Source organism: uncultured Microbacterium sp., assembly GCF_900078385.1.
GTDB lineage: Bacteria > Actinomycetota > Actinomycetes > Actinomycetales > Microbacteriaceae > Microbacterium.
Genome location: NZ_FLQR01000006.1, coordinates 333,935 through 352,243, shown reverse-complemented (window position 1 = coordinate 352,243; position 18,309 = coordinate 333,935). Strand labels below are relative to the sequence as shown.

Annotated in this window: 25 protein-coding genes; 11 read left to right on the top strand and 14 right to left on the bottom strand. The window is 71.4% G+C overall.

The annotated features are described in order from the left end of the window. The first annotated feature begins 36 nt into the window (after positions 1-36). Genes QZL85_RS06750 through QZL85_RS06740 form a run of 3 tightly spaced genes read left to right on the top strand, consistent with a single transcriptional unit; the run spans position 37 to position 965 of the window. Positions 37-213, top strand: a complete 177-nt coding sequence (locus QZL85_RS06750; RefSeq protein WP_295575207.1) for a hypothetical protein — start codon at positions 37-39, stop codon at positions 211-213. Between the two features lie 40 nt (positions 214-253). After that, positions 254-586 (top strand): hypothetical protein, encoded by a 333-nt coding sequence (locus tag QZL85_RS06745; protein WP_295575205.1) that lies wholly within the window; start codon positions 254-256, stop codon positions 584-586. A gap of 19 nt (positions 587-605) precedes the next feature. Further along, positions 606-965, top strand: a complete 360-nt coding sequence (locus tag QZL85_RS06740) for a hypothetical protein (protein ID WP_295575203.1) — start codon at positions 606-608, stop codon at positions 963-965. A 91-nt stretch (positions 966-1,056) separates the two neighbouring features. On the opposite strand, the gene QZL85_RS06735 is transcribed toward QZL85_RS06740, so the two are convergent. The 4 genes from QZL85_RS06735 to QZL85_RS06720 all read right to left on the bottom strand — a co-directional run bounded on the left by QZL85_RS06735 (position 1,057) and on the right by QZL85_RS06720 (position 4,375). Then, positions 1,057-1,215 carry a hypothetical protein gene (locus QZL85_RS06735; RefSeq protein ID WP_295575201.1) on the bottom strand — a complete coding sequence of 53 codons (159 nt, stop codon included), beginning with the start codon at positions 1,213-1,215 and terminating at the stop codon, positions 1,057-1,059. Between the two features lie 63 nt (positions 1,216-1,278). After that, on the bottom strand, positions 1,279-2,022 hold the full coding sequence (locus QZL85_RS06730; RefSeq protein ID WP_295575199.1) for a glycosyltransferase family 2 protein: 744 nt from the start codon (positions 2,020-2,022) through the stop codon (positions 1,279-1,281). Continuing rightward, a complete protein-coding gene (locus tag QZL85_RS06725; RefSeq protein WP_295575197.1) occupies positions 2,019-3,335 on the bottom strand; it encodes a bifunctional PIG-L family deacetylase/class I SAM-dependent methyltransferase in 1,317 nt (438 codons plus the stop codon). Before QZL85_RS06725 ends, QZL85_RS06730 begins: the two co-directional genes overlap by 4 nt. Then, positions 3,332-4,375 carry an acyl-CoA dehydrogenase gene (locus QZL85_RS06720; RefSeq protein WP_295575195.1) on the bottom strand — a complete coding sequence of 348 codons (1,044 nt, stop codon included), beginning with the start codon at positions 4,373-4,375 and terminating at the stop codon, positions 3,332-3,334. The genes QZL85_RS06725 and QZL85_RS06720 overlap by 4 nt, the downstream gene beginning before the upstream one ends. Positions 4,376-4,561: 186 nt before the next feature. Here QZL85_RS06720 and QZL85_RS06715 point away from each other — a divergent pair, with 186 nt between their 5' ends. Genes QZL85_RS06715 through QZL85_RS06705 form a run of 3 tightly spaced genes read left to right on the top strand, consistent with a single transcriptional unit; the run spans position 4,562 to position 5,720 of the window. Further along, positions 4,562-5,131 (top strand): Dps family protein, encoded by a 570-nt coding sequence (locus QZL85_RS06715; protein ID WP_295575194.1) that lies wholly within the window; start codon positions 4,562-4,564, stop codon positions 5,129-5,131. Positions 5,132-5,133: 2 nt separating this feature from the next. Further along, complete coding sequence (locus tag QZL85_RS06710) at positions 5,134-5,460, top strand: ATP-dependent DNA ligase (RefSeq protein ID WP_295575192.1); 327 nt, start codon at positions 5,134-5,136, stop codon at positions 5,458-5,460. Continuing rightward, complete coding sequence (locus QZL85_RS06705) at positions 5,457-5,720, top strand: hypothetical protein (RefSeq protein WP_295575190.1); 264 nt, start codon at positions 5,457-5,459, stop codon at positions 5,718-5,720. Before QZL85_RS06710 ends, QZL85_RS06705 begins: the two co-directional genes overlap by 4 nt. A 2-nt stretch (positions 5,721-5,722) precedes the next feature. On the opposite strand, the gene QZL85_RS06700 is transcribed toward QZL85_RS06705, so the two are convergent. After that, a complete protein-coding gene (locus QZL85_RS06700) occupies positions 5,723-6,055 on the bottom strand; it encodes a hypothetical protein (RefSeq protein WP_295575188.1) in 333 nt (110 codons plus the stop codon). A 74-nt stretch (positions 6,056-6,129) separates the two neighbouring features. Here QZL85_RS06700 and QZL85_RS06695 point away from each other — a divergent pair, with 74 nt between their 5' ends. Continuing rightward, positions 6,130-6,453, top strand: coding sequence for an ATP-dependent DNA ligase (locus tag QZL85_RS06695; RefSeq protein WP_295575186.1), 324 nt, complete (start codon positions 6,130-6,132; stop codon positions 6,451-6,453). A 275-nt stretch (positions 6,454-6,728) separates the two neighbouring features. On the opposite strand, the gene QZL85_RS06690 is transcribed toward QZL85_RS06695, so the two are convergent. The 9 genes from QZL85_RS06690 to QZL85_RS06650 form a co-directional block, all read right to left on the bottom strand. Continuing rightward, positions 6,729-7,220: a GNAT family N-acetyltransferase gene (locus tag QZL85_RS06690; protein ID WP_295575185.1), complete on the bottom strand. Its 492-nt coding sequence runs from the start codon at positions 7,218-7,220 to the stop codon at positions 6,729-6,731. A 39-nt stretch (positions 7,221-7,259) separates the two neighbouring features. Further along, the gene (locus tag QZL85_RS06685) at positions 7,260-7,868 is read right to left on the bottom strand and encodes a hypothetical protein (RefSeq protein ID WP_295575182.1); all 609 of its coding nucleotides are present in this window, start codon (positions 7,866-7,868) and stop codon (positions 7,260-7,262) included. Further along, entirely contained in the window at positions 7,849-8,670 is an 822-nt protein-coding gene (locus QZL85_RS06680) for a prolipoprotein diacylglyceryl transferase (protein WP_295575181.1), read from the bottom strand. The genes QZL85_RS06685 and QZL85_RS06680 overlap by 20 nt, the downstream gene beginning before the upstream one ends. Before the next feature lie 3 nt (positions 8,671-8,673). Further along, positions 8,674-8,991, bottom strand: coding sequence for a hypothetical protein (locus tag QZL85_RS06675; protein WP_295575179.1), 318 nt, complete (start codon positions 8,989-8,991; stop codon positions 8,674-8,676). Further along, positions 8,988-10,583 (bottom strand): radical SAM protein, encoded by a 1,596-nt coding sequence (locus QZL85_RS06670; protein WP_295575177.1) that lies wholly within the window; start codon positions 10,581-10,583, stop codon positions 8,988-8,990. The genes QZL85_RS06675 and QZL85_RS06670 overlap by 4 nt, the downstream gene beginning before the upstream one ends. Positions 10,584-10,621: 38 nt before the next feature. Then, complete coding sequence (locus QZL85_RS06665) at positions 10,622-11,248, bottom strand: GTP pyrophosphokinase family protein (RefSeq protein ID WP_295575660.1); 627 nt, start codon at positions 11,246-11,248, stop codon at positions 10,622-10,624. Positions 11,249-11,367: 119 nt separating this feature from the next. Then, positions 11,368-12,474: an acyl-CoA desaturase gene (locus tag QZL85_RS06660; protein ID WP_295575174.1), complete on the bottom strand. Its 1,107-nt coding sequence runs from the start codon at positions 12,472-12,474 to the stop codon at positions 11,368-11,370. Positions 12,475-12,682: 208 nt separating this feature from the next. Next, positions 12,683-12,886 carry a cold-shock protein gene (locus QZL85_RS06655; RefSeq protein ID WP_036273086.1) on the bottom strand — a complete coding sequence of 68 codons (204 nt, stop codon included), beginning with the start codon at positions 12,884-12,886 and terminating at the stop codon, positions 12,683-12,685. Positions 12,887-13,401: 515 nt separating this feature from the next. Next, positions 13,402-14,022: a TetR/AcrR family transcriptional regulator gene (locus QZL85_RS06650; protein ID WP_295575172.1), complete on the bottom strand. Its 621-nt coding sequence runs from the start codon at positions 14,020-14,022 to the stop codon at positions 13,402-13,404. 133 nt (positions 14,023-14,155) lie between these two features. On the opposite strand from QZL85_RS06650, the gene QZL85_RS06645 reads away from it, so the two are divergent. From QZL85_RS06645 to paaI, 4 genes are read left to right on the top strand one after another with little or no spacing between them, the layout of a single operon-like run. Continuing rightward, positions 14,156-14,923 carry an enoyl-CoA hydratase/isomerase family protein gene (locus QZL85_RS06645; RefSeq protein WP_295575169.1) on the top strand — a complete coding sequence of 256 codons (768 nt, stop codon included), beginning with the start codon at positions 14,156-14,158 and terminating at the stop codon, positions 14,921-14,923. Then, the gene (locus QZL85_RS06640; RefSeq protein WP_295575166.1) at positions 14,920-15,774 is read left to right on the top strand and encodes a 3-hydroxyacyl-CoA dehydrogenase family protein; all 855 of its coding nucleotides are present in this window, start codon (positions 14,920-14,922) and stop codon (positions 15,772-15,774) included. The genes QZL85_RS06645 and QZL85_RS06640 overlap by 4 nt, the downstream gene beginning before the upstream one ends. After that, positions 15,771-17,876 carry a phenylacetic acid degradation bifunctional protein PaaZ gene (paaZ, locus tag QZL85_RS06635; protein ID WP_295575164.1) on the top strand — a complete coding sequence of 702 codons (2,106 nt, stop codon included), beginning with the start codon at positions 15,771-15,773 and terminating at the stop codon, positions 17,874-17,876. Before QZL85_RS06640 ends, paaZ begins: the two co-directional genes overlap by 4 nt. Beyond that, positions 17,873-18,289 carry a hydroxyphenylacetyl-CoA thioesterase PaaI gene (gene paaI / locus QZL85_RS06630; protein WP_295575161.1) on the top strand — a complete coding sequence of 139 codons (417 nt, stop codon included), beginning with the start codon at positions 17,873-17,875 and terminating at the stop codon, positions 18,287-18,289. Before paaZ ends, paaI begins: the two co-directional genes overlap by 4 nt. The last annotated feature ends 20 nt before the right edge of the window (positions 18,290-18,309 follow it).

Genomic DNA, 18,309 nt, shown 5'->3' with positions numbered 1-18,309 from the left:
ATCAGCCGAGATCGGCGCCGACAGAAGGAGACACGAATGACCATCGCAATGCACACATTCGGCACAGTCCCCGAGCCGGTCACGGCCCCGCACGTGGGGTTCGGAACGGGTCTGGTCCCCGAGATGCGCCCGATCGGGCGGGGTGGCCTCGCGGACATACTGGCCGTGCGGCGCCACCAGCGCCGGCGCCAGCTCACCGTCCGGGCCGCGTGAACCCCCCATCATGAACAGCAAGAGCGAGAGGACCACCACCATGGGAAAGCTCTACTACGGAAACGGCGACGCGCCGATCCAGATGTCCGACCGGCTGCTCGCGCACCTGAAGTTCGTCGCGACGACCAAGCTGCGGCGCCAGGAGAGCTTCGCGCTCAACGTCTTGCACCCGACCGGAGACGAGGGTGGGCGCACCACGCTCTGGGTCCAGCCGGCCATTCCGCTCCGGTTCGTGTTCAGTTCCGCCGAGGCGGAGGCGCTGGATCGCGAGCTCATCCGGCAGCTCGCCGACGACGCGAACACGACCGGCGGGATGACGATCGACGCACGCGAGGCGGCCCGGCCGCTGAACGCCGTCCCCGCCGCGGCCTGACCCGGTCGAAGGAGCAGTGATGGCGATCACGATCGCGCCGCGGCTCGCACTCGAGCCGCTCGACGAGCGGTCCTGGCGACTGCGTGACCGCGATGTGGCGGTGAACGAGGCGTCCAGCGTCGTCGCGTACGTCGAGCAGACACCCGATGAGACCTACGAGGCGACCTGGGTTGCCCACCCCGGCGGAACCGATGTCTACGCGACGCTCGGCCACCTGCTCGCCGACGCCGAAATGCGCATGGCGCTGCACGCCCCGGATGTGCCGCGGACTGCCGTCGCGGTCCCCGAGGAGTCGCTCCTGGACGAGGTGGACGAGTTCGAGGATGCACTCGAGGAGGAGTGGACGCGGATGTACGGCGAGCGCCCCCTCGGGGTCTGACACGCTCGGCCTCTGACACACCGGGCTTCTGACGCATCACACGAGAGAGGGCCGGAGCGCACTGCGCTCCGGCCCTCTCTGCTGTGCGGGGTCAGGTCTGGCGGCGGACGAACCGCAGCAGCCAGGCGATGACCGCGATGATGACGATGATGAGACCGATCCAGAGGAGGAACTTGGCGGCCTCGACGAAGACGCCGAGCAGAAGCAGGACGATGCCGACGATGAGCAGAATGACAGCGAGTGAGGTCATGACATCATCGTCCCGCGCCTGCCGCGCCCGCGTCCACGGGTTGACAGCGTGCGGGACGCGGGGCTAAAGGAGCGAGATCTCGCGGGTGTCGGGCGCGCCGATCCGCCGCGCACGGTCGAGGAGCCCTTCCTGCAGGTAGCGGGCATAGCCCTCCGGCGCACGGCCCTCACGCCGACCGCTCGTGCTCACCCACGCGGCGTCCGTCGCCACCACACGCCCTCCGGCCTGACGGATCAGCTCGGCCACGCGGACGTCCTCGTGCGCGGGCGCCGGGGGGAACCCGCCGACCCCGATGAGCGCCGACGCGCGGATGCCGAGGTTCGCGCCGTGCACGTGCCCGTTCGCGACGCCCGGTGTGTGCGTCGCCCACCACGCGGCGGTCTGCTCGGGGGAGAGGTCGGCGAAGTCGGGTCGGACGGTCCCGATCACGAGATCGGCGCCACGACGGGCGTGGACGAGCTGATGCGTGATCCAGTTCGGGGGCACGACGGAGTCGGCATCCGTGTGGGCCGTCCAGATCCGCCGGAGGTCGTGGTCCGGCAGGGCGGCCAGAGCCTGGGCGATCCCGGCCGCGCGGGCGACCCCGACGGCGCGGGCGTCGATGGCGGTGACCGGCACGCCGGCGGCCGCCGCGATCCTCGCCGACCCGTCCGTGCACGCGTCCAGGACGACGTGGACGTCGACGCGCTCGACTACGGCCTGCGCAGCGAGCACCGCCACGGCGACCGAGTCGAGGCACGCGCCGAGCAGCTCCTCCTCGTCGTGCGCGGGGATCACGACCGCGACCGCGTCGATGCGCCGCGTCACCGGAGACCCTCCGCCTGCGCGACCGACGGCGCGCCGGGCGCCGTCCACACATCGAGGAGGACGTCGTCCTCGACGTGCCGAGCCAGTCGCGCGAGCCCGAGATGCGCGAGTGCGGCGTGCACGACCGCCCCATCGAGGGGGGCGCCCTCGATGGGGTGCCGCCAATGGCAGGCCACGAGCACCCCGGCGGGGGCGAGGGACGCCCTGATCCGCTGCAGGGCGAGGCGGAGGTCGTCCGCGGACCAGTAGTAGGCGATCTCGGAGAGGACGATGAGGTCGAACCGGCCTTCCGGCCACTGCGCGGGGAGGGTGAGGCGGGTGAAGTCCGCGCTCGCGACTCTGGACTCCGCCCGGCGCAGGGCCTCGGCGGAGGCGTCGACCGCGAGGAGCCGATCGCAGCGCGCCGCGAGCGCGGCCGTGAGCACGCCGGTGGCGCAGCCGAGCTCGAGCGCGCTCTCGAAGCGCGGCCGCGGCAGGCAGGCGAGCAGCAGCGCACGCTTGCGCTCCTCGTACCAGCGCGTCTCGAACCCCCACGGGTCGTCGTGCCGGGAGATGAAGGCCTCGAAGTCCGCAGGCGCGACCGACACGCGCGGCCGGTCCGGTTCCGCGGCGAGGAACAGCTCCACGGGCCGGTCGAAGTGCGCGAGCATGCCGGCGTGCAGGATGGGCTCGGGACCCGACGACTGCGAGACGAAAGCCGCGATGGCGGCGGTCTTCGCGGCGCGCGCGTCGTCATCGAGGGCGACCTCGCGCCACGGGCCGGGGTCGGGGGCCTCCGGGTCGCCCCAGTGCCAGTACCAGACGGGGTACCCGACGACGGCGGCTCCCCGCGCGCCGGCCCGCACCGCCTCCCCGAGGACGCGATGGTCGCGGTGCCCGTCACCCCACCAGGTCGTCGCGAGAAGCGTCGTCGTGACGTCGATGTCGGCGAGCTCCTCCGCGATCGCGGCGGACAGGTCCCCGACGTGCTCGCGGAGGCCGCCGTCGGGAAGACCGAGGAAGCGGATGCGGGCGCGCGGCGCCACGTGCCGCAGGGCCTCGACCAGCTCGCCGCGGCGGGTGCCGCCGTGCGCATCGTCGCCGGCGTCCGCGGGGCCTGCCGCCTCCCCGTCCGTCGCGACGACGACTGTGACGACGGCGCCGGCGGCCGACGCCCGCGCCATGAGGCCGCCGGCACCGAGCGTCTCGTCATCCGGGTGCGCCGCGAAGACGATGAGATGCTCCGGCAGCTCCAGCGGCACGGCGTCCGCGCCCGCATGGGACCACGCCGCTTCCGGGGTGCCCGCGTCGCGATGGTCGAACGCGACGCTCACGAGGCGACCAGAGCGCCGAGCCGGGCGAGGTCGCGCTCGGCGTGGTCCTGGCGGACGTAGACGCGCAGATCGGCGACCCGGCGCGCGTGGTCCTCGTCGGTCGTGAGCGGACCGGGACCGAGCGCCCGGTCGGTGAGATCCAGCACCCGCTCGACGGCATCGCTGACGACGGCGCGGACGCGCGCGGCGAGCAGGCGCGCGCCCGCGTCGTCGAGGTCGCCCGCGTCGACCGCTCGGGCCGCGTCGCTCAGGGCCGTCCTGGCTCCCCAGAGCGCGGCATCCGCGGCGCCGGCGTATGCCCGCGCCAGCTGGTCGGCGCGCTCCGCGCGCGCGGCGGCGGCGAGTGCGTCCGCGAGCGGGCGCGCGCCGCCGCACCAGATGGCCGCGACCCCGATGCCGCCCCACGCGAAGCCCGGGCGCCGCTGGTACCAGCCCGGCGCCCCCACCGGCACGGCGAACGCCTGCGTGAAGTCGACCGGCGCGCTCACGACCTGCTGCAGCCCGCGCGAGACCCAGGGACCCGAGTGGGCCGCGGCTCCGCTGCCGCGCAGACCGACGGCGAACAGCCGCCGCTGCTCGGGGCCCACCCATGCTGTGACGAGCGCGTGGGTGAGGTGCGCGGCGAGCGAGCACCACGGCTTGGTCCCGGACAGCTCCCACTCGCCGTGCTCGCGCCGCTCGGCGACGAGGCGCGCCCCCGGACCCTCGGCCGCGAACACGCCCCACGTGCTGTCGTCGTCGACGTCGAGCGCGCGCCGCAGTTCGCCGGTGTCGACGCCCGATGCGCCGGCCTGGCCGAGGATCGCGAGCGCATCCACGTGCGGCTCGAGGATGCGGGCCGCGCCGACATCGCGGGCGGCGACGGCGGCCAGCGCATGCCACAGCTCTGCGGTCGCGCCCTGGCCGGGAAGCGGCAGCGAAGGGGCGACGTCGCTCACCCACGCGAGCGTGGCGGGAACATCCGTCCCGAACCCCTCGACGTCCTCCGCAGACGCCACGAGTTCCGCCGCCGTCCGCCCCGTCATCACGTCCTGTGCCATGCTCGGCCTCGCTTCCTTCCCGAGCACTTTCGCCCGGATCGCGAACGACGGCCACGGGCTTGACGAGATGCGCCCGGCTGGGTAGGCGAAGCGATACCACCGGCATCCGGCAGGCGCAACCCCGATGCTCCCGCCGGGGGGAGTGCGTATCGTTCGAGACCCACCCGGAAAGGAAGGCGGCTCGACATGGCCACGACGCAGAAGGCGAAGAACACCTCCCCGAAGTCCTCCCCGAAGAACAAGCGGCGGCCGAGCGCGACGGGCGCCCAGTTGACGGACAAGCAGAACGCGGAGAACGGATTCCGGGCGTCGAAGGAGCTCAGCGAGAAGCTGCAGGCCGTGCTCGTCGACCTTCTGGAGCTCGCGTCGCAGGGGAAGCAGGCGCACTGGAACGTCGTGGGCAAGAACTTCCGGGACACGCACCGCCAGCTCGACGAGATCATCGAGGCGGCGCGGGGGTTCAGCGACACCGTCGCCGAGCGGATGCGGGCCCTGCACGCCCTTCCGGACGGTCGCAGCGACACGGTCGCGGAGACCACGACGCTGCCGGAGTTCCCCCAGGGTGAGATCGCCACGGGCGACGTCATCGACCTCGTGACCGAGCGCCTCGAGGCGACGATCGGCACGTGCCGTGACGTGCACGACGCGGTCGACGAAGAGGACCCCACGAGTGCCGACATCCTGCACGCGATCCTGGAGAGCCTCGAGCAGTTCGCCTGGATGGTCAGTGCGGAAAATCGCACGCCCGCGGCCTGACGATGGGCAAGCTCACCTACGACCGAGTGGTCAAGGTCGATTTCGAAGACCGCCAGCTCGCGCACCTGCAGCTCGTCATCGGGACGAAGCTGCGACGGGGCGAGTCCTTCCACTTCTCCTGGAAGGACGACACGAGCATCGGCGACGGACGCACGACCATCTGGCTGCACCCGCACTGCTCGCTCGTCTACAAGTACTACGGGAGTCGCCGGCCCCAGCTCAACATGGCCTGGGTCGAGGCGCTCGCCTACACGGCGAACTCGCCGTCGGGGCTGTACCTCGTGCCGGAGCCTGCCGAGCACGCCACTTCGGAGGGGACGGAACTGTGAAGCGCATCGACATCTACTACGGCGGCGAGCGGTACAGCGTGGGTCAGCGGGAACTCGCCGCGGTGCAGGCAGATATCGAGGCGGCGCTCTCCTCGAGCGGTCCGGCGTGGATCCAGGTGAACGACGGCGACGGCGCTCCGCGCACGGCGTATCTTCTGATCACGCCGGGAGTGCCGGTCGCCGTGATCCCGATCCCCGAAGGGGGCGGCGAGGACACCGGGCCGATCATCGACATCTCGGACTCGCTCGTCCCCAGCTGAGGCTAGGTCGTCGGTTCCTCGATGCCGTCCGGTGCCTCGACGTGGTCCGCGACGAGCATGATGCCGCCCGAGGAGTTGGCCGAGTTAGCGAGTTCCTCGATCCACTCACGGTTCAGCGGAGGAGGTTCGGGCTCGTCGAAGACGAAGCGCAGCGGAATGGAGGGGTGCAGCCACAGGGTGGTGCGCCCCGAAGGGTGGTCTTCCGGATGCTTCCAGGACACCGTGAAGCTCTCCGAGCGCCGGAGTTTCGTTGCGATAACCACCTTGAGGTGGGCCAGCGTCCGATCCTCGATATGGATCGGCGTGGCCGACCCGCCGTAGTAGATCATGCCCATACGGCCACCATAATGGGCAGGGGTGCTGTGTGTCGTATGGGACGACCGCGAGTGCCTTACGAGAGGATCTCCGGGTGGGCAAGTTCATCTACGAGGGCACCGTCAAGGTGGACTTCGACGACCGCGCGATGGCGCACATCCAACTCGTCATCGGCAACAAGCTCCGACGGGGTGAGTCGTTCCACTTCACGTGGCGTGACGACAAGAGCATCGGAGAAGGGCGCACCTCGATCTGGGTGCACCCGCAGGCCTCGCTCGTGTACAAGTACTACGGCAGTCGCCCGCTGCGGCTGAACCGCGCCTGGACCGAAGCACTCATGTTCACGGCGAACTCGCCGACCGGGCTGCACATCGTGCCCGAGCCCACCGACCCCGGAGACGGCGAGCTCTCCGCCTGACCCTGCCGGGGCTCGCGCGGGGCGGGCGCTGCGCCGTTGCGTGGCCCCGCCGGGCTAGCTCCGGATGCGAAACCTGTCAATCCCCTCCGGGCCACGGCCGACCTCGCGCAGTCTGGCGGTATGACACACCCCCTCCCGGGGCGTGACGAGCATCCCCCGCCTCCCACGCCGCCGGAACCCCAACGACTCGACAACCGGCAGCTCCGCCACACCAAACCCATCCCGGTGCCGCACCGGCCACCACTCGGCCGCGCGCAGGGGCGCGGCTGATCCGATCAGTACCCGTCGAGCGCCGGCACGAGGGTGAAGACGATCTCCTCGGCTTCTCGGCCGAGTCCCGGGGCGTACGCGATGCTGCGGGAGACCTCCGTGAAGCCGTTGCGCTCCAGCACGGCGATGGATGCCGCGTTGTGAGCCGCGACGCGCGCGAAGAGGGGACGCTCGGCCTCGTGCGAGACCAGGAGGCGCAATGCCGCGGTCGCGACGCCGTGCCCCCACGACTGGCGTTTGATCCAGAAGCTGACTTCGCGGTCGCCGTCGACCGTGAAGGCCGCCGCCGTGCCCGCGAAGCCGCCGCGCTCGGTCACGACGAGCATCGTGACGCCCTCGGCGGCGCGCTCGCGGGCGATCCAGGCATCGAAGGTCGCACGGTCGTCCGGCCGCTCGGCCGTGAAGGCGGCGATCGCCACCGCCTCCGGGTCGCGCATCATCTCGAAGACGGCGTCGAGGTCGTCGTCGTCGAGGTCGCGCAGTTCGATGTGGCCCACGACTCGACGCTACCGACCCGCTGGGACGGAGGGAACCCGTCAGGGATTCATCCCGGCGATGAGCACGACGCACGGACCCACGAGCACGATCCACATCGCGGCGAAGATGATCATCACACCGGTGGCGAACCGCCGCCATTTGGGCAGGAAGTAGAGCAGGGCCGTCAGGAGCGGGATGACGATGAACGGCCAGAACGGCAGGATGTACGACGATCCCCCGAGCAGGCCGTTGGCGGACGGCATCATGCTCCCGGTCGCGAAGAACAGCGCGATCGCGAGCACGAACAGCCCCGCGCCGGCCGCCGTGCCGAGCCCGATGCCCGGTCCCGGCCGTTTGGGCGGCACACCGTACCCGGGAGGCGGCGGCCCGTATCCGGGAGGCGGCGCACCGTAGCCGGCCGGCGGTCCGGCCTGCGGCGGTCCGGCCTGCGGCGGTCCGCCGTACGGGGGCACGCCGTGTCCCTGCGGCGGCACACCGCCGGCTCCCTGCGGTGGCAGCCCGTACCCGGCAGGCGGGACGGGCGGCCCCGGGTCGGGCGGGAGGGGCGGTCCCGGGTCGGGTGGGAGGGGCGGTGCGGCGGCCGGCGGCCCGGCGTCCGCTCCGACGGCATCCTCGTCGTCGGGCGGTTCAGGCGTGCTGTTGCTCATGATGCGACGTCCTTCCTGGTGCAGTGGGTGCGGGTGCGCGGAACTGTCCGCGCGAGGACTTGTAGACGATGCGGGCGATGAGGAGCGGGATCGTCACGAGGAGGAACAGCTGCGGCCGCGTGAGTCCGAGCCACGCGACGTCGTTGCCGCGGACGAACTCCACGAGGAAGCGGAAGACGCCGTAGGCCGCGATGTACAGCGTCAGCGTCTCGCCGGCGGCGAGCGGACGGTGCCGCAGCCACCACCAGAGCGCCGCGAACGCGAGGGCGTGGAAGACGATCTCGTACACGAAGCTCGGATGCAGCGGGACGCCCGCCGGCGCACCCACGCGGGCGGCGGCGTCCGCATCCAGCACAATTCCCCACCCCATGCCGGTCGGCGTTCCGGGCTCCTCGGTGAGGAGGCAGCCGATCCGACCGATCACCATCGCCAGCGCGACCGCCGGGGCGAACAGATCACCGGTGCGCTCCGGGTAGCGCACGATCCGCTTCGCGACATGCACGCCCGCCCACGCGCCGACGAGCGCGCTGAGCATCGACGCGTTCCCGTAGGCGAGCTGGTCGACGAGGCTGAGGTTCTGGGTGGGGTCGAGGTGCTGCGCCCACGTCCCGAGCCGGGAGAAGAGGGCGGCGCCGAGCAGGGCGCCGAGCACGATGTGCGGGATGCGGGGGTCGGTCACGCCGCGCCGGCGCTCCTCGACGAGGAAGACGATGCCCGCCGCCCCGAGTCCCAGCGCCACGAAGACCGCATGGGTGTCAGCCGGCGGCATCCACCCGACGAGGTCCTGCAGCGTGGGGAACACCGCTCAGGTCCAGACCGAGACCCAGAGCGATATCCACAGCGGCACGGCCGCCGCGGCGGCCACGGCGATCACCGCGAGGTAGGCGAGCACGAGCCGCGTGTCGCCGAGCTTGCAGCGCGAGCGCAGCAGCCCCGCGCGCCGGGCCTTGGCGTAGCCGGTGATAGCGACGACCGCGAACGCGAGCACCGCGATCGGTCCGAGCAGCGCCGCGAGCAGGGCGACCGTCGTGTAGACGCACAGCCGGAGCGGGTCGAACGGCGGCGCCGGATCGGCGACGGAGTCGTCGCGCCGGTTGAGGCCGCTGAAGTCGTAGGCGCTCATCGCGCCACGCTCACCGGGATCTGGCTGCGTGTGCCGGTCGCGGTCGACAGCCGGCGGCGCCCGAGCGGTGCCCACGCCTGCACGGCGCAGAACGGCGCGCACTGGTGCGCGTCGGTCGTCTCGTTGACGGTGGCCACGTGCACGCAGCACTGCGTGAGGCGCTCTTCGATCATCGTGTTGATGTCCATGAAGGGCTTGATGGTGATGCGCTTGACGCGCTCGCCGAGCATCTTGCGGAGCCGCTGATGCTGACCGGGGAGACCCGACGCCGCGAGGGTCGCGAGCGTCCCGATGCCGAGATCGCAGTTCTGGCAGATGTCGCTCCAGATCGACGCCATCGACGGGTGCGACAGCGACGACTGCTCGCTCAGCAGATCGAGCAGCGAGTTCTTCACGACCTGCCGGATCGCCTTGTTGAGCTGCGAGTCCGCGATCCGGTTCGCGATGAGGTCGGGTTCGAGTTCGAGGAACTCCTTGAGCCGGTCGTGTCCGATGAGCGAGGTGAGCGACTTCCAGTCGCCGGAGTCGTCCTGCAGCAGGTAGCCGACCGAGCAGCAGTGCGGGTGGCTGCAGGGCAGGGCGGTGAGGTCCTTCCAGGTGACCTCTCCGTCGGTCTGCGGCCCGAGCCGGGCCAGCACCCCGGTGTGCGTGAGGCGGTCGTCCGGATCGATGCCCGCCGAGCGCCCCGACCCGAACACGGGCTGGATCGTGACGCCGCCGACGTACGGCGTCCGCATCGCGCGCCGGATGACGTCGCCGATCTCGCCGTCGTTGACGCCGAGCGCGGCCGTCATCGTGAGCGTCGTGAAGATGCCGGCCTCGGACAGGCGTGCGAGCGCCTTCTCCTTGAAGCGGCGGATGTCCGCGCCGCGGTGGTGCGTCGAGGCCTGGGCGCTCTCCCCGTCGTACTGGAGGTAGACCTCGACCCGCTCCCGATGGCGCTTGAGCGTCTCGACGAACGCGTCGTCCTGCGAGATGCGGAGCCCATTGGAGTTCAGCAGGATGCGCACCACGGGCCGGGCCACCAGATGCTCGAGCAGCTGCTCGAGCCAGGGATAGAGCGTGGGCTCCCCTCCGGAGAGCATGAGGACGTCGATGCGGTCGTTCTCGCGGGCCAGGCGCGCGTCGACGGAGGCCAGGACTTCGGCCAGCGGCGCGACGGCGGAGGCGGCGGGGCTGGACTCGGCGAAGCACGTCGGGCAGCGCAGGTTGCAGTGGTCGGTGAGGTCCTGCAGCAGGATGCAGGTGTGCTGCGTCTGCATCTGCGGCAGGCCGTCCTCATAGGCCGAGGGGACGGGCTTGAAGTTGCCGGCCATGTCGGGCTCGTGCACCTTGGTGGGCGCCGTCCACTGCTCGAGGTAGGTGAGGATCTCGGCCGACTCGTCGTACATCGTGCGGACGAGGCCGTGGTCGGGGCAGCCCCGCTCGAGCCAGACGCGGCCGCCCCGGACCGCGAGCCAGCCGGACAGCCGCCGCACCTCGGACAGGGCGCGGTCGGGGTCCTCCTCGTGGCACCGCGGACAGAAGGCGTTCACGTACCGGTGAATGCGGTAGTCCCGCAACGGCATCCCGGTCCCGGCAGCGGCGCTCATGGGGCCACCCTAGCGACACGACACCGACGGGCGGGAGGTCAGACGGCGGACAGGCGCCCGCGCGGGCGCGGGCCGTGCAGTTCGCCGTGCAGGCGCTCCATCCGCGCGTCGAGCTCCGCGGCCGTGTCGGCGGCATCCTTCAGCTCGGCGAGGAGGGAGTCCGGTACCGCGCCGTCGTACTTGTAGTAGATCTTGTGCTCGAGGCTCGCCCAGAAGTCCATCGCGATGGTGCGGAACTGCACCTCGACGGCGACGTCCACCCGGCCGGACGAGAGGAACACCGGCACCTCGACGATGACGTGCAGGCTCTTGTAGCCGTTGGGCTTCGGCTCGGCGATGTAGTCCTTCACCTGCCGCACGCGGATGTCGTCCTGCTGGGTCAGCAGATCGGAGAGGCGGTACGCGTCTTCCACGAAGCTGCACGTGACCCGCACGCCCGCGATGTCGGTGATGTGCGCACGGATCGAGTCGAACTCCGGGTCGATGCCCTTCCGCGTGACCTTCTCGACGAGGCTGTCCGCCGACTTGACCCGGCTGGAGACGTGCTCGATCGGGTTGTAGTCGTGCGTCAGCTGGAACTCGTCACGCAGGATGCCGAGCTTCGTCTCGACCTCCCGCAGCCCGAACTGGTACTCGAGGAGGAATCGCTGGAACTCGTCGCGCATCGTGCGGAGCTGCTCCGGAGAGAACGTGGCCACTCCGTCGGCGGTCGTCACGACGAGGGAGTCGGGCTTCGCATCCATGGTCCGACCGTATCCACCGCGGCTACGCGGATGCTGTGAGATCAGGCGCGGCGGTACTCGCCGACCATGGGGCAGTCGAACGGGTCGCGCGCGGCGAGGCCGACGCGGTTCAGGTACTCGATGACGATCGCGTAGGAGCGCAGCAGGCTCGTCTCGGTGTACGGCACGCCCAGGGTCGCGCAGTGATCGCGGACGATGTCGCGCGCCTTCGACAGGTGCGGTCGCGCCATGCTCGGGAAGAGGTGGTGCTCGACCTGGTAGTTGAGGCCGCCCATGAGCCACGTGGCCCACCAGCCGCCGCCGATGTTGCGCGACGTGCGGACCTGCTTCGAGAAGAAGTCCAGGCGGGCATCCGGGGCGATGATCGGCATGCCCTTGTGGTTGGGCGCGAACGATGCGCCCATGTAGACGCCGAAGACGGCCAGCTGCACGCCCATGAACGCGAACGCCATGCCGAGCGGGAGGAAGAGGAAGACCGGCACGAGGAGCGCGGCGTGGCGGAGCACGATGAGCGACAGCTCGGTCCAGCGGCCCTTGACGCCTCGCGTCGTCACGAGGTACTTGATGCCGAGGAAGTGCAGGTTCAGGCCCTCGAGCGTCAGCAGGGGGAAGAAGAGCCAGCCCTGGCGCTGCGTGATGAAGCGCTGGATGCCGCGGGCCTTCGCGGCGTCCTCGTCGAGGAACGAGATCGTGTCGATCTCGATGTCGGGGTCCTTGCCGACCCGGTTCGGGTTCGCGTGGTGACGGGAGTGCTTGGCATCCCACCACGCGTAGCTCATGCCGACCACGCCGGAGGCGATGAAACGCGCGAGCCGGTCGTTGGCCGGGCCGCTGGACAGGATCTGGCGGTGCGCGGCCTCATGGGCCAGGAACGCGGCCTGCGTGAGCAGAAGACCGAGGGCGCCGGCCATGAGCAGCTGGAACCAGCTGTCGCCGAGCAGGATGAAGCCGGTGATGCAGCCGCCGATGCCGAGGGCCACGGCGGTGCCGACGAGGGAGTAGAACCACGGGGCCCGGCGGAGCAGGCCCGTCTCCTTCACGACGTTGGAGACTTCGGAGTACGCGCGGCCGATCGGCGGGAACGAATCGGAGCCGGCGTACGTCTGACGAATGGGCCCCAACGTGGAGGCGACGGTGGCAGCGGTCAAGTCTGCTCCTCGGATCTGCAGAAAGACCCGAGAGCCAGACTGTGTGGAGGGGCAGTCGTCTGACCGCCCTTCAGCGTGACTCTACGCGCGTATGGATTCCCGCAACGGCATGCGCGGGACATACACAGGCATGTGAGGCCGGACTGTCAGGTGGCCGCACATGCCGACGGCGGGACAGGCGCGAAGCCCGCCCCGCCGCCGCTTGCGATCACAGGACGCGGATACGCGAAGCCTGCGGGCCCTTCGGGCCGCGCTCGACGTCGTACTCGACGCGAGCAGCCTCGTCGAGCGAACGGTAGCCGTTGCCCTCGATCGCGCTGAAGTGGGCGAAGACGTCCGCCGAGCCATCCTCGGGCTCGATGAAGCCGAAGCCCTTTTCGGAGTTGAACCATTTCACAGTGCCAACGGCCATTGTGTTCTTCCTTCTTGGTGTGGGGCCGCGGTGCGACCCTGGTGATCCGAAGCGACGGCGTCGCGACGGAAGCGGGGTGGAGTGTCCGAGGGCGGCGAAGGGCGAGGGTCCGGAGAGGACGAACTCGGCCTGCGCGGCGGCGAGGGACGCATGGACGCCGCGTCGCCGTGCGAGCGCGTCGTGAGTGGTGTAGCCGTCGGCGTCGACGGTGATGAAGCCGGCGAACTCGCTGCCCCGCGTGGCGGAGTAGACATCGTCGTCGGCCTGATGCCAGATGACCTGGTGCGCACATGACGGGCACGCGACCGGAGGGGGTGAAGAGATGAAGAGTTGTTCGTTTCTTGAGGCAATCAGCCCGATGCGCGAGTGCGCGGATCCCTGCAGATTGAGTGGATGACGGTATTCGGTTCGCAGATCTCCGAGTGACCAGGAGATCCGGACGGCGGTATCCGTCTTGCTCACCTTAGCGGGTTCCGCTGTGCTTGCGCTGGGTTCTCGTCACATCCGCGCAAGAATCACCCGTGGTCATCGCGGGGGAGGAGCCCGCTCAGCGCCACGGTGAGCACGTCCTCGGCGAGCAGGGCGGGGTCCACGCGGCCGTCCGGGCGGTACCACTCGACGACCGAGTTGACCATCCCGAAGATCAGCCGCGTCGCGACGCCGGCGTCGATGTCGGCCCGGAGACGGCCTTCGCTCTGGGCGCTGCGCACGAGACCTGTGACGCGCTGGTCGAAGAGGCGGCGACGTTCGAGGGCCGCGACCTCCACGGCGCTGTTGCCGCGGAGACGCAGCAGCAGCGTGACCGAGGGGAGTTCGGCGGTGAGCACCGCGACGGCCCCGCGGATGACGTGTTCGAGCCGGTCGGCGGCGGAGGCGTCGAGTGCGAGCGCCCCGTCGAGGACGGCCTCCAGACGACTCAGCGCAGTCTCGAGGGCGATCGCGAGCAGCTCCTCCTTCGAGGCGAAGTGGTGGTACAGCGCCGACTTCGACAGCCCCAGGCGCTCTGCCAGGTCGGCGACGGAGGTGGCGTCGTAGCCCTGCTCGTTGAAGAGGGTCACTGCGACGTCGAGCACCTGCCGGCGGTCATAGCCCGGCCGGCCGCGGCGGGCGGCCGCCGTGTCGGCGGAGGTGGTCACGATTCAGTCTCCCATCCGCTCCGCGGCCCGTTGACCGTTCGTCGCACGCTCTGACACTATTACTGAACGATCGGTGAGTAACAGGGTGCGCCGTCGCCGCCCGCGACGCGGCGGGCAGACCGAGAGGATGACGATGTCCGGGGTGATGCGCGGAGAGCAGTCGTCGGGGCGCCCGCTCCGCATCGAACGCCGGGCCGACCGCGTCATCGCGACCCTCGACCGGCCCGAGGTCCGCAACGCGATCGACCGGGCCACCGTCGACGCGCTGCATGAGCTGTGCGCCGAGCTCGAGGCCGAGCCCCGCGTGCTGATCCTGCACGGAGCGGGCGGCGTGTTCGCCGGCGGCGCCGACATCGCCCAGCTGCGCGAGCGTCGCGCCGCGGACGCGCGCGCGGGCATCAACACCGCCGCGTTCCGGCGCGTGTGGGAGCTGCCGATGCCGGTCATCGCCGCCGTCGAGGGATTCGCGCTCGGCGGGGGCGCCGAGCTCGCGTACGCCGCCGACATCCGGATCGGCACTCCGGACGTCTCGATCGGCAACCCCGAGCCCGCCCTCGGCATCATCGCCGCCGCCGGAGCCTCGTGGCTGCTGCCGCGGCTCGTCGGCGCGGGGCGCGCCGCGGAGCTCCTGCTGACCGGGCGTGCCCTCACGGCCGATGAGGCTCTCGCGTGGGGGGTGCTCTCCGCCGTGCACCCGGCAGACGAGCTGCTGCCCGCGGCGCACGCGATCGCCGACCGCATCGCGCGCCTGGATCCGCTCGCCGTCCAGTACACCAAGCGCGCGCTGCACGCACCCCTCGAGGCACATCCCGCGATCGACCTCGAACTGCAGGCCGAGCTGTTCGAGAGCCCCGAGAAGTTCCGCCGGATGACGGCGTTCCTGGAGAGGAAGCGGTCGTGACCCTGCCCGAGCGCGTCGGCATCGTCGGCGGCGGCCGGATGGGCGCCGGCATCGCGCACGCCTTCCTCCTCGCCGGGTCCGACGTGACCCTCGTCGAGCGGGACGCGGCGTCGGGGGATGCCGCCCGGGAGCGGATCGCCGAGAGCCTCCGGCGCTCCCTCGAGCGCGGCGCGACCGCGCGGACGCCGGCCGACGTCGCGTCGCGACTGCACGTGACGGCGGATGCCGAGGACCTCCGCGGCAGCGAGCTCGTCGTCGAGGCGGTGTTCGAGGATCGGGACGTCAAGGTCGCGGCGCTCCGGCGCGCAGAGGCGGCGCTCGGCGCGGACGCCGTGCTGGCCTCCAACACCTCCTCGATCCCGATCGGCGACCTCGCCGCGGCACTCGATCGGCCCGCACGATTCCTCGGCCTGCACTTCTTCAACCCGGTCCCGTCCTCGGCGCTCGTCGAGGTCGTGATCGGCGCGGAGACCGATCCCGCGCTCGCCGATACGGCGCGCGGGTGGGTCGCCGCGCTCGGCAAGGCCCCCGTCGTGGTCCGGGATGCGCCGGGTTTCGCCTCCAGTCGGCTCGGCCTCGCCCTCGCCCTCGAGGCCATCCGCATGGTCGAAGACGGCGTGGCCTCGGCCGCCGACATCGACACCGCGATGGAGCTCGGCTACCGGCATGCGACCGGACCGCTGCGGACGACCGACATCGTCGGCCTGGATGTGCGCCTGGGCATCGCGGAGCAGCTGCACGCCGCGCTCGGCGAGCGGTTCGCCCCGCCCGAACTGCTCCGGCGGCTCGTCGCAGAGGGGCACCTGGGCCGCAAGAGCGGCCGCGGATTCTACGAATGGAGCACCGGATGATCGGCATCCTGCCCAGCTATCTCGCCGACGCGTGGTGGACCCCGGCGGACGACGTCGACGCCGTCGACGTGCGCGACGCGTCCACCGGCGAGACCGTCGCCCGCATGAGCGCGGCGGGCGCCGACCTCGTCGGCGCGCTCGCGCATGCCCGCACCCGCGGACAGGCCTCCCTCGGCGCACTGACCTTCCATCAGCGGGCGCTGCTGCTGAAGCAGTTCGCCCTCGCGCTCACCGAGCGCAAGCAGGAGCTGTACGACCTGTCCCGGAGCGCCGGCTCGACGCACCGCGACTCGCTGGGCGACGTCGACGGAGGCATCGGAGTGCTGTTCACCTATGCGTCGAAAGGGCGGCGCGAGCTCCCGAACGCCCAGGTGTACGTCGACGGAGCGGCCGAACCGCTGTCGAAGGACGGCTCGTTCCTCGGTCAGCACGTCTACACGCGGCTGCCCGGCGTCGCCGTGCAGATCAACGCGTTCAACTTCCCGATGTGGGGCGCCCTGGAGAAGTTCGCGCCCGCGTTCCTCGCCGGCGTCCCGAGCCTCGTGAAGCCGGCGACCCCCACGGCCTACGTCGCCGAGGCCTGGGTGCGCATCCTGATCGACTCCGGCCTCGTCCCGGCCGGGACGCTCCAGCTCGTGAGCGGCGGGGTGCCCGGGCTCTTCGACCACCTCCGCCTCGGCGACCTCGTGGGGTTCACCGGCAGCGCCGACACCGCCGAGCGCCTGCGCGCGCAGGCGCCGGACGGGGTGCGCTTCACGCGCGAGACCGACTCCATCAACGCCTCGATCCTCGGACCCGACGCCGTCGCCGGCACGCCCGAGTTCGACGCGTACGTCTCGCAGCTCGTCGTCGAGCTCACTGCGAAAGCCGGGCAGAAGTGCACGGCGATCCGCCGCGCGATCGTGCCCGCCGACGCCGTCGAGGACCTCGTCGCGGCCGTCCGCGAGAAGATCGACCGGCGCGTCGTGGTGGGCGACCCGCGCGCCGAGGGCGTCACGATGGGGCCGCTCGTGTCCCGCGCCCAGCGCGAGGAGGTGCTCCGGCAGGTCGAGGCGCTGCGCGCGGCCGGCGGTCGGGTGCTGCTCGGCTCCTTCGGTGAGCCGGACGTGGTCCGCGCCGACGGCACGACGGGCCCGGCCCCCGACGGCGCGTTCCTGACGCCGATCCTCCTCGGCTTCGACGACACCGCGACGCCGGCCGTGCACGCCGTCGAGGCGTTCGGGCCCGTCGCGAGCGTTCTCGCCTACGACACGGTCGCCGAGGCCGCCGATCTCGTCGCGCGCGGCGGGGGCTCGCTCGTCACGAGCGTCGCGACGCACGACCCCGCCGTCGCCGTCGAGCTGCTGAGCCGGATCGGCGCGTTCAACGGCCGTGTGCTCTTCCTCAGTCGCGAGAACGCCCGCACCTCGACGGGACACGGCGCGCCCGTCCCGCACCTCGTGCACGGCGGACCCGGCCGCGCCGGCGGCGGCGAGGAGCTCGGTGGCATCCGCGCCGTGCTGCATCACATGCAGCGCACCGCCGTGCAGGGCTCGCCCGACATGCTCACGGCGCTCACCGGCGTCTGGCACGCGGGTGCCGCGGCCGACCGCGGGGGACGGCATCCGTTCCGGAAGTCGCTCGCCGACCTGCAGGTCGGCGACCAGTTCGCCTCGCCCCTGCGGGAGGTCGCGCTCGCCGACATCGAGACGTTCGCGCACCTCACCGGCGACACCTTCTACGCGCACATGGACGAGGAGGCCGCCGCCGCCAATCCGTTCTTCCCCGGACGCGTCGCGCACGGCTACCTCCTGGTGTCGTGGGCCGCCGGCCTGTTCGTCGACCCCGCGCCGGGCCCGGTCCTGGCCAACTACGGGCTCGAGGCACTGCGGTTCCTCACCCCGGTCTCGCCGGGCGACGAGATCCGCGTGACACTGACGGCGAAGCAGATCACGCCCCGCGAGACCGACGAGTACGGCGAGGTGCGCTGGGACGCCGTCATCCACAACCAGCGCGACGAGATCGTCGCCCAGTACGACGTCCTGACCCTCGTGGCGAAGACCCCGACGGGGGATCCGGCCGAGACGCCCCCGGGATCGTCCGCAGCGGAGGTGGCGGCATGAGCGCCGCCATCCGCCCGATGATGCAGCGCGACCGCGCCTCGGCGGCGCTCGGCATGCAGGTGCAGCGCGACGAGCCCGGGGAGTCGATCGTCTCGATGGTCGTCCGGGACGACATGCTCAACGGCTTCGAGATCACCCACGGCGGCTTCGTCTTCGCGCTCGCCGACACCGCGTTCGCGATCGCGTGCAACGAGGGCGACCGCGTGACGGTGGCCTCCGGCGCGGAGATCACGTTCCTCAAGGCCACGCGCGAGGGGCAGACGCTGACGGCGCGCGCGACGCGGCGCGTGGTGAGCGGCCGGACCGGCCTGTACGACGTGACCGTCACGGACGAGAGCGGCGACGTCGTCGCCGAGTTCCGGGGTCGCTCGCTCGTGACGGCCGCCGTTGCCCCCTCGGCATCCGACATCTAGACTTACTGAACGAACGGTCT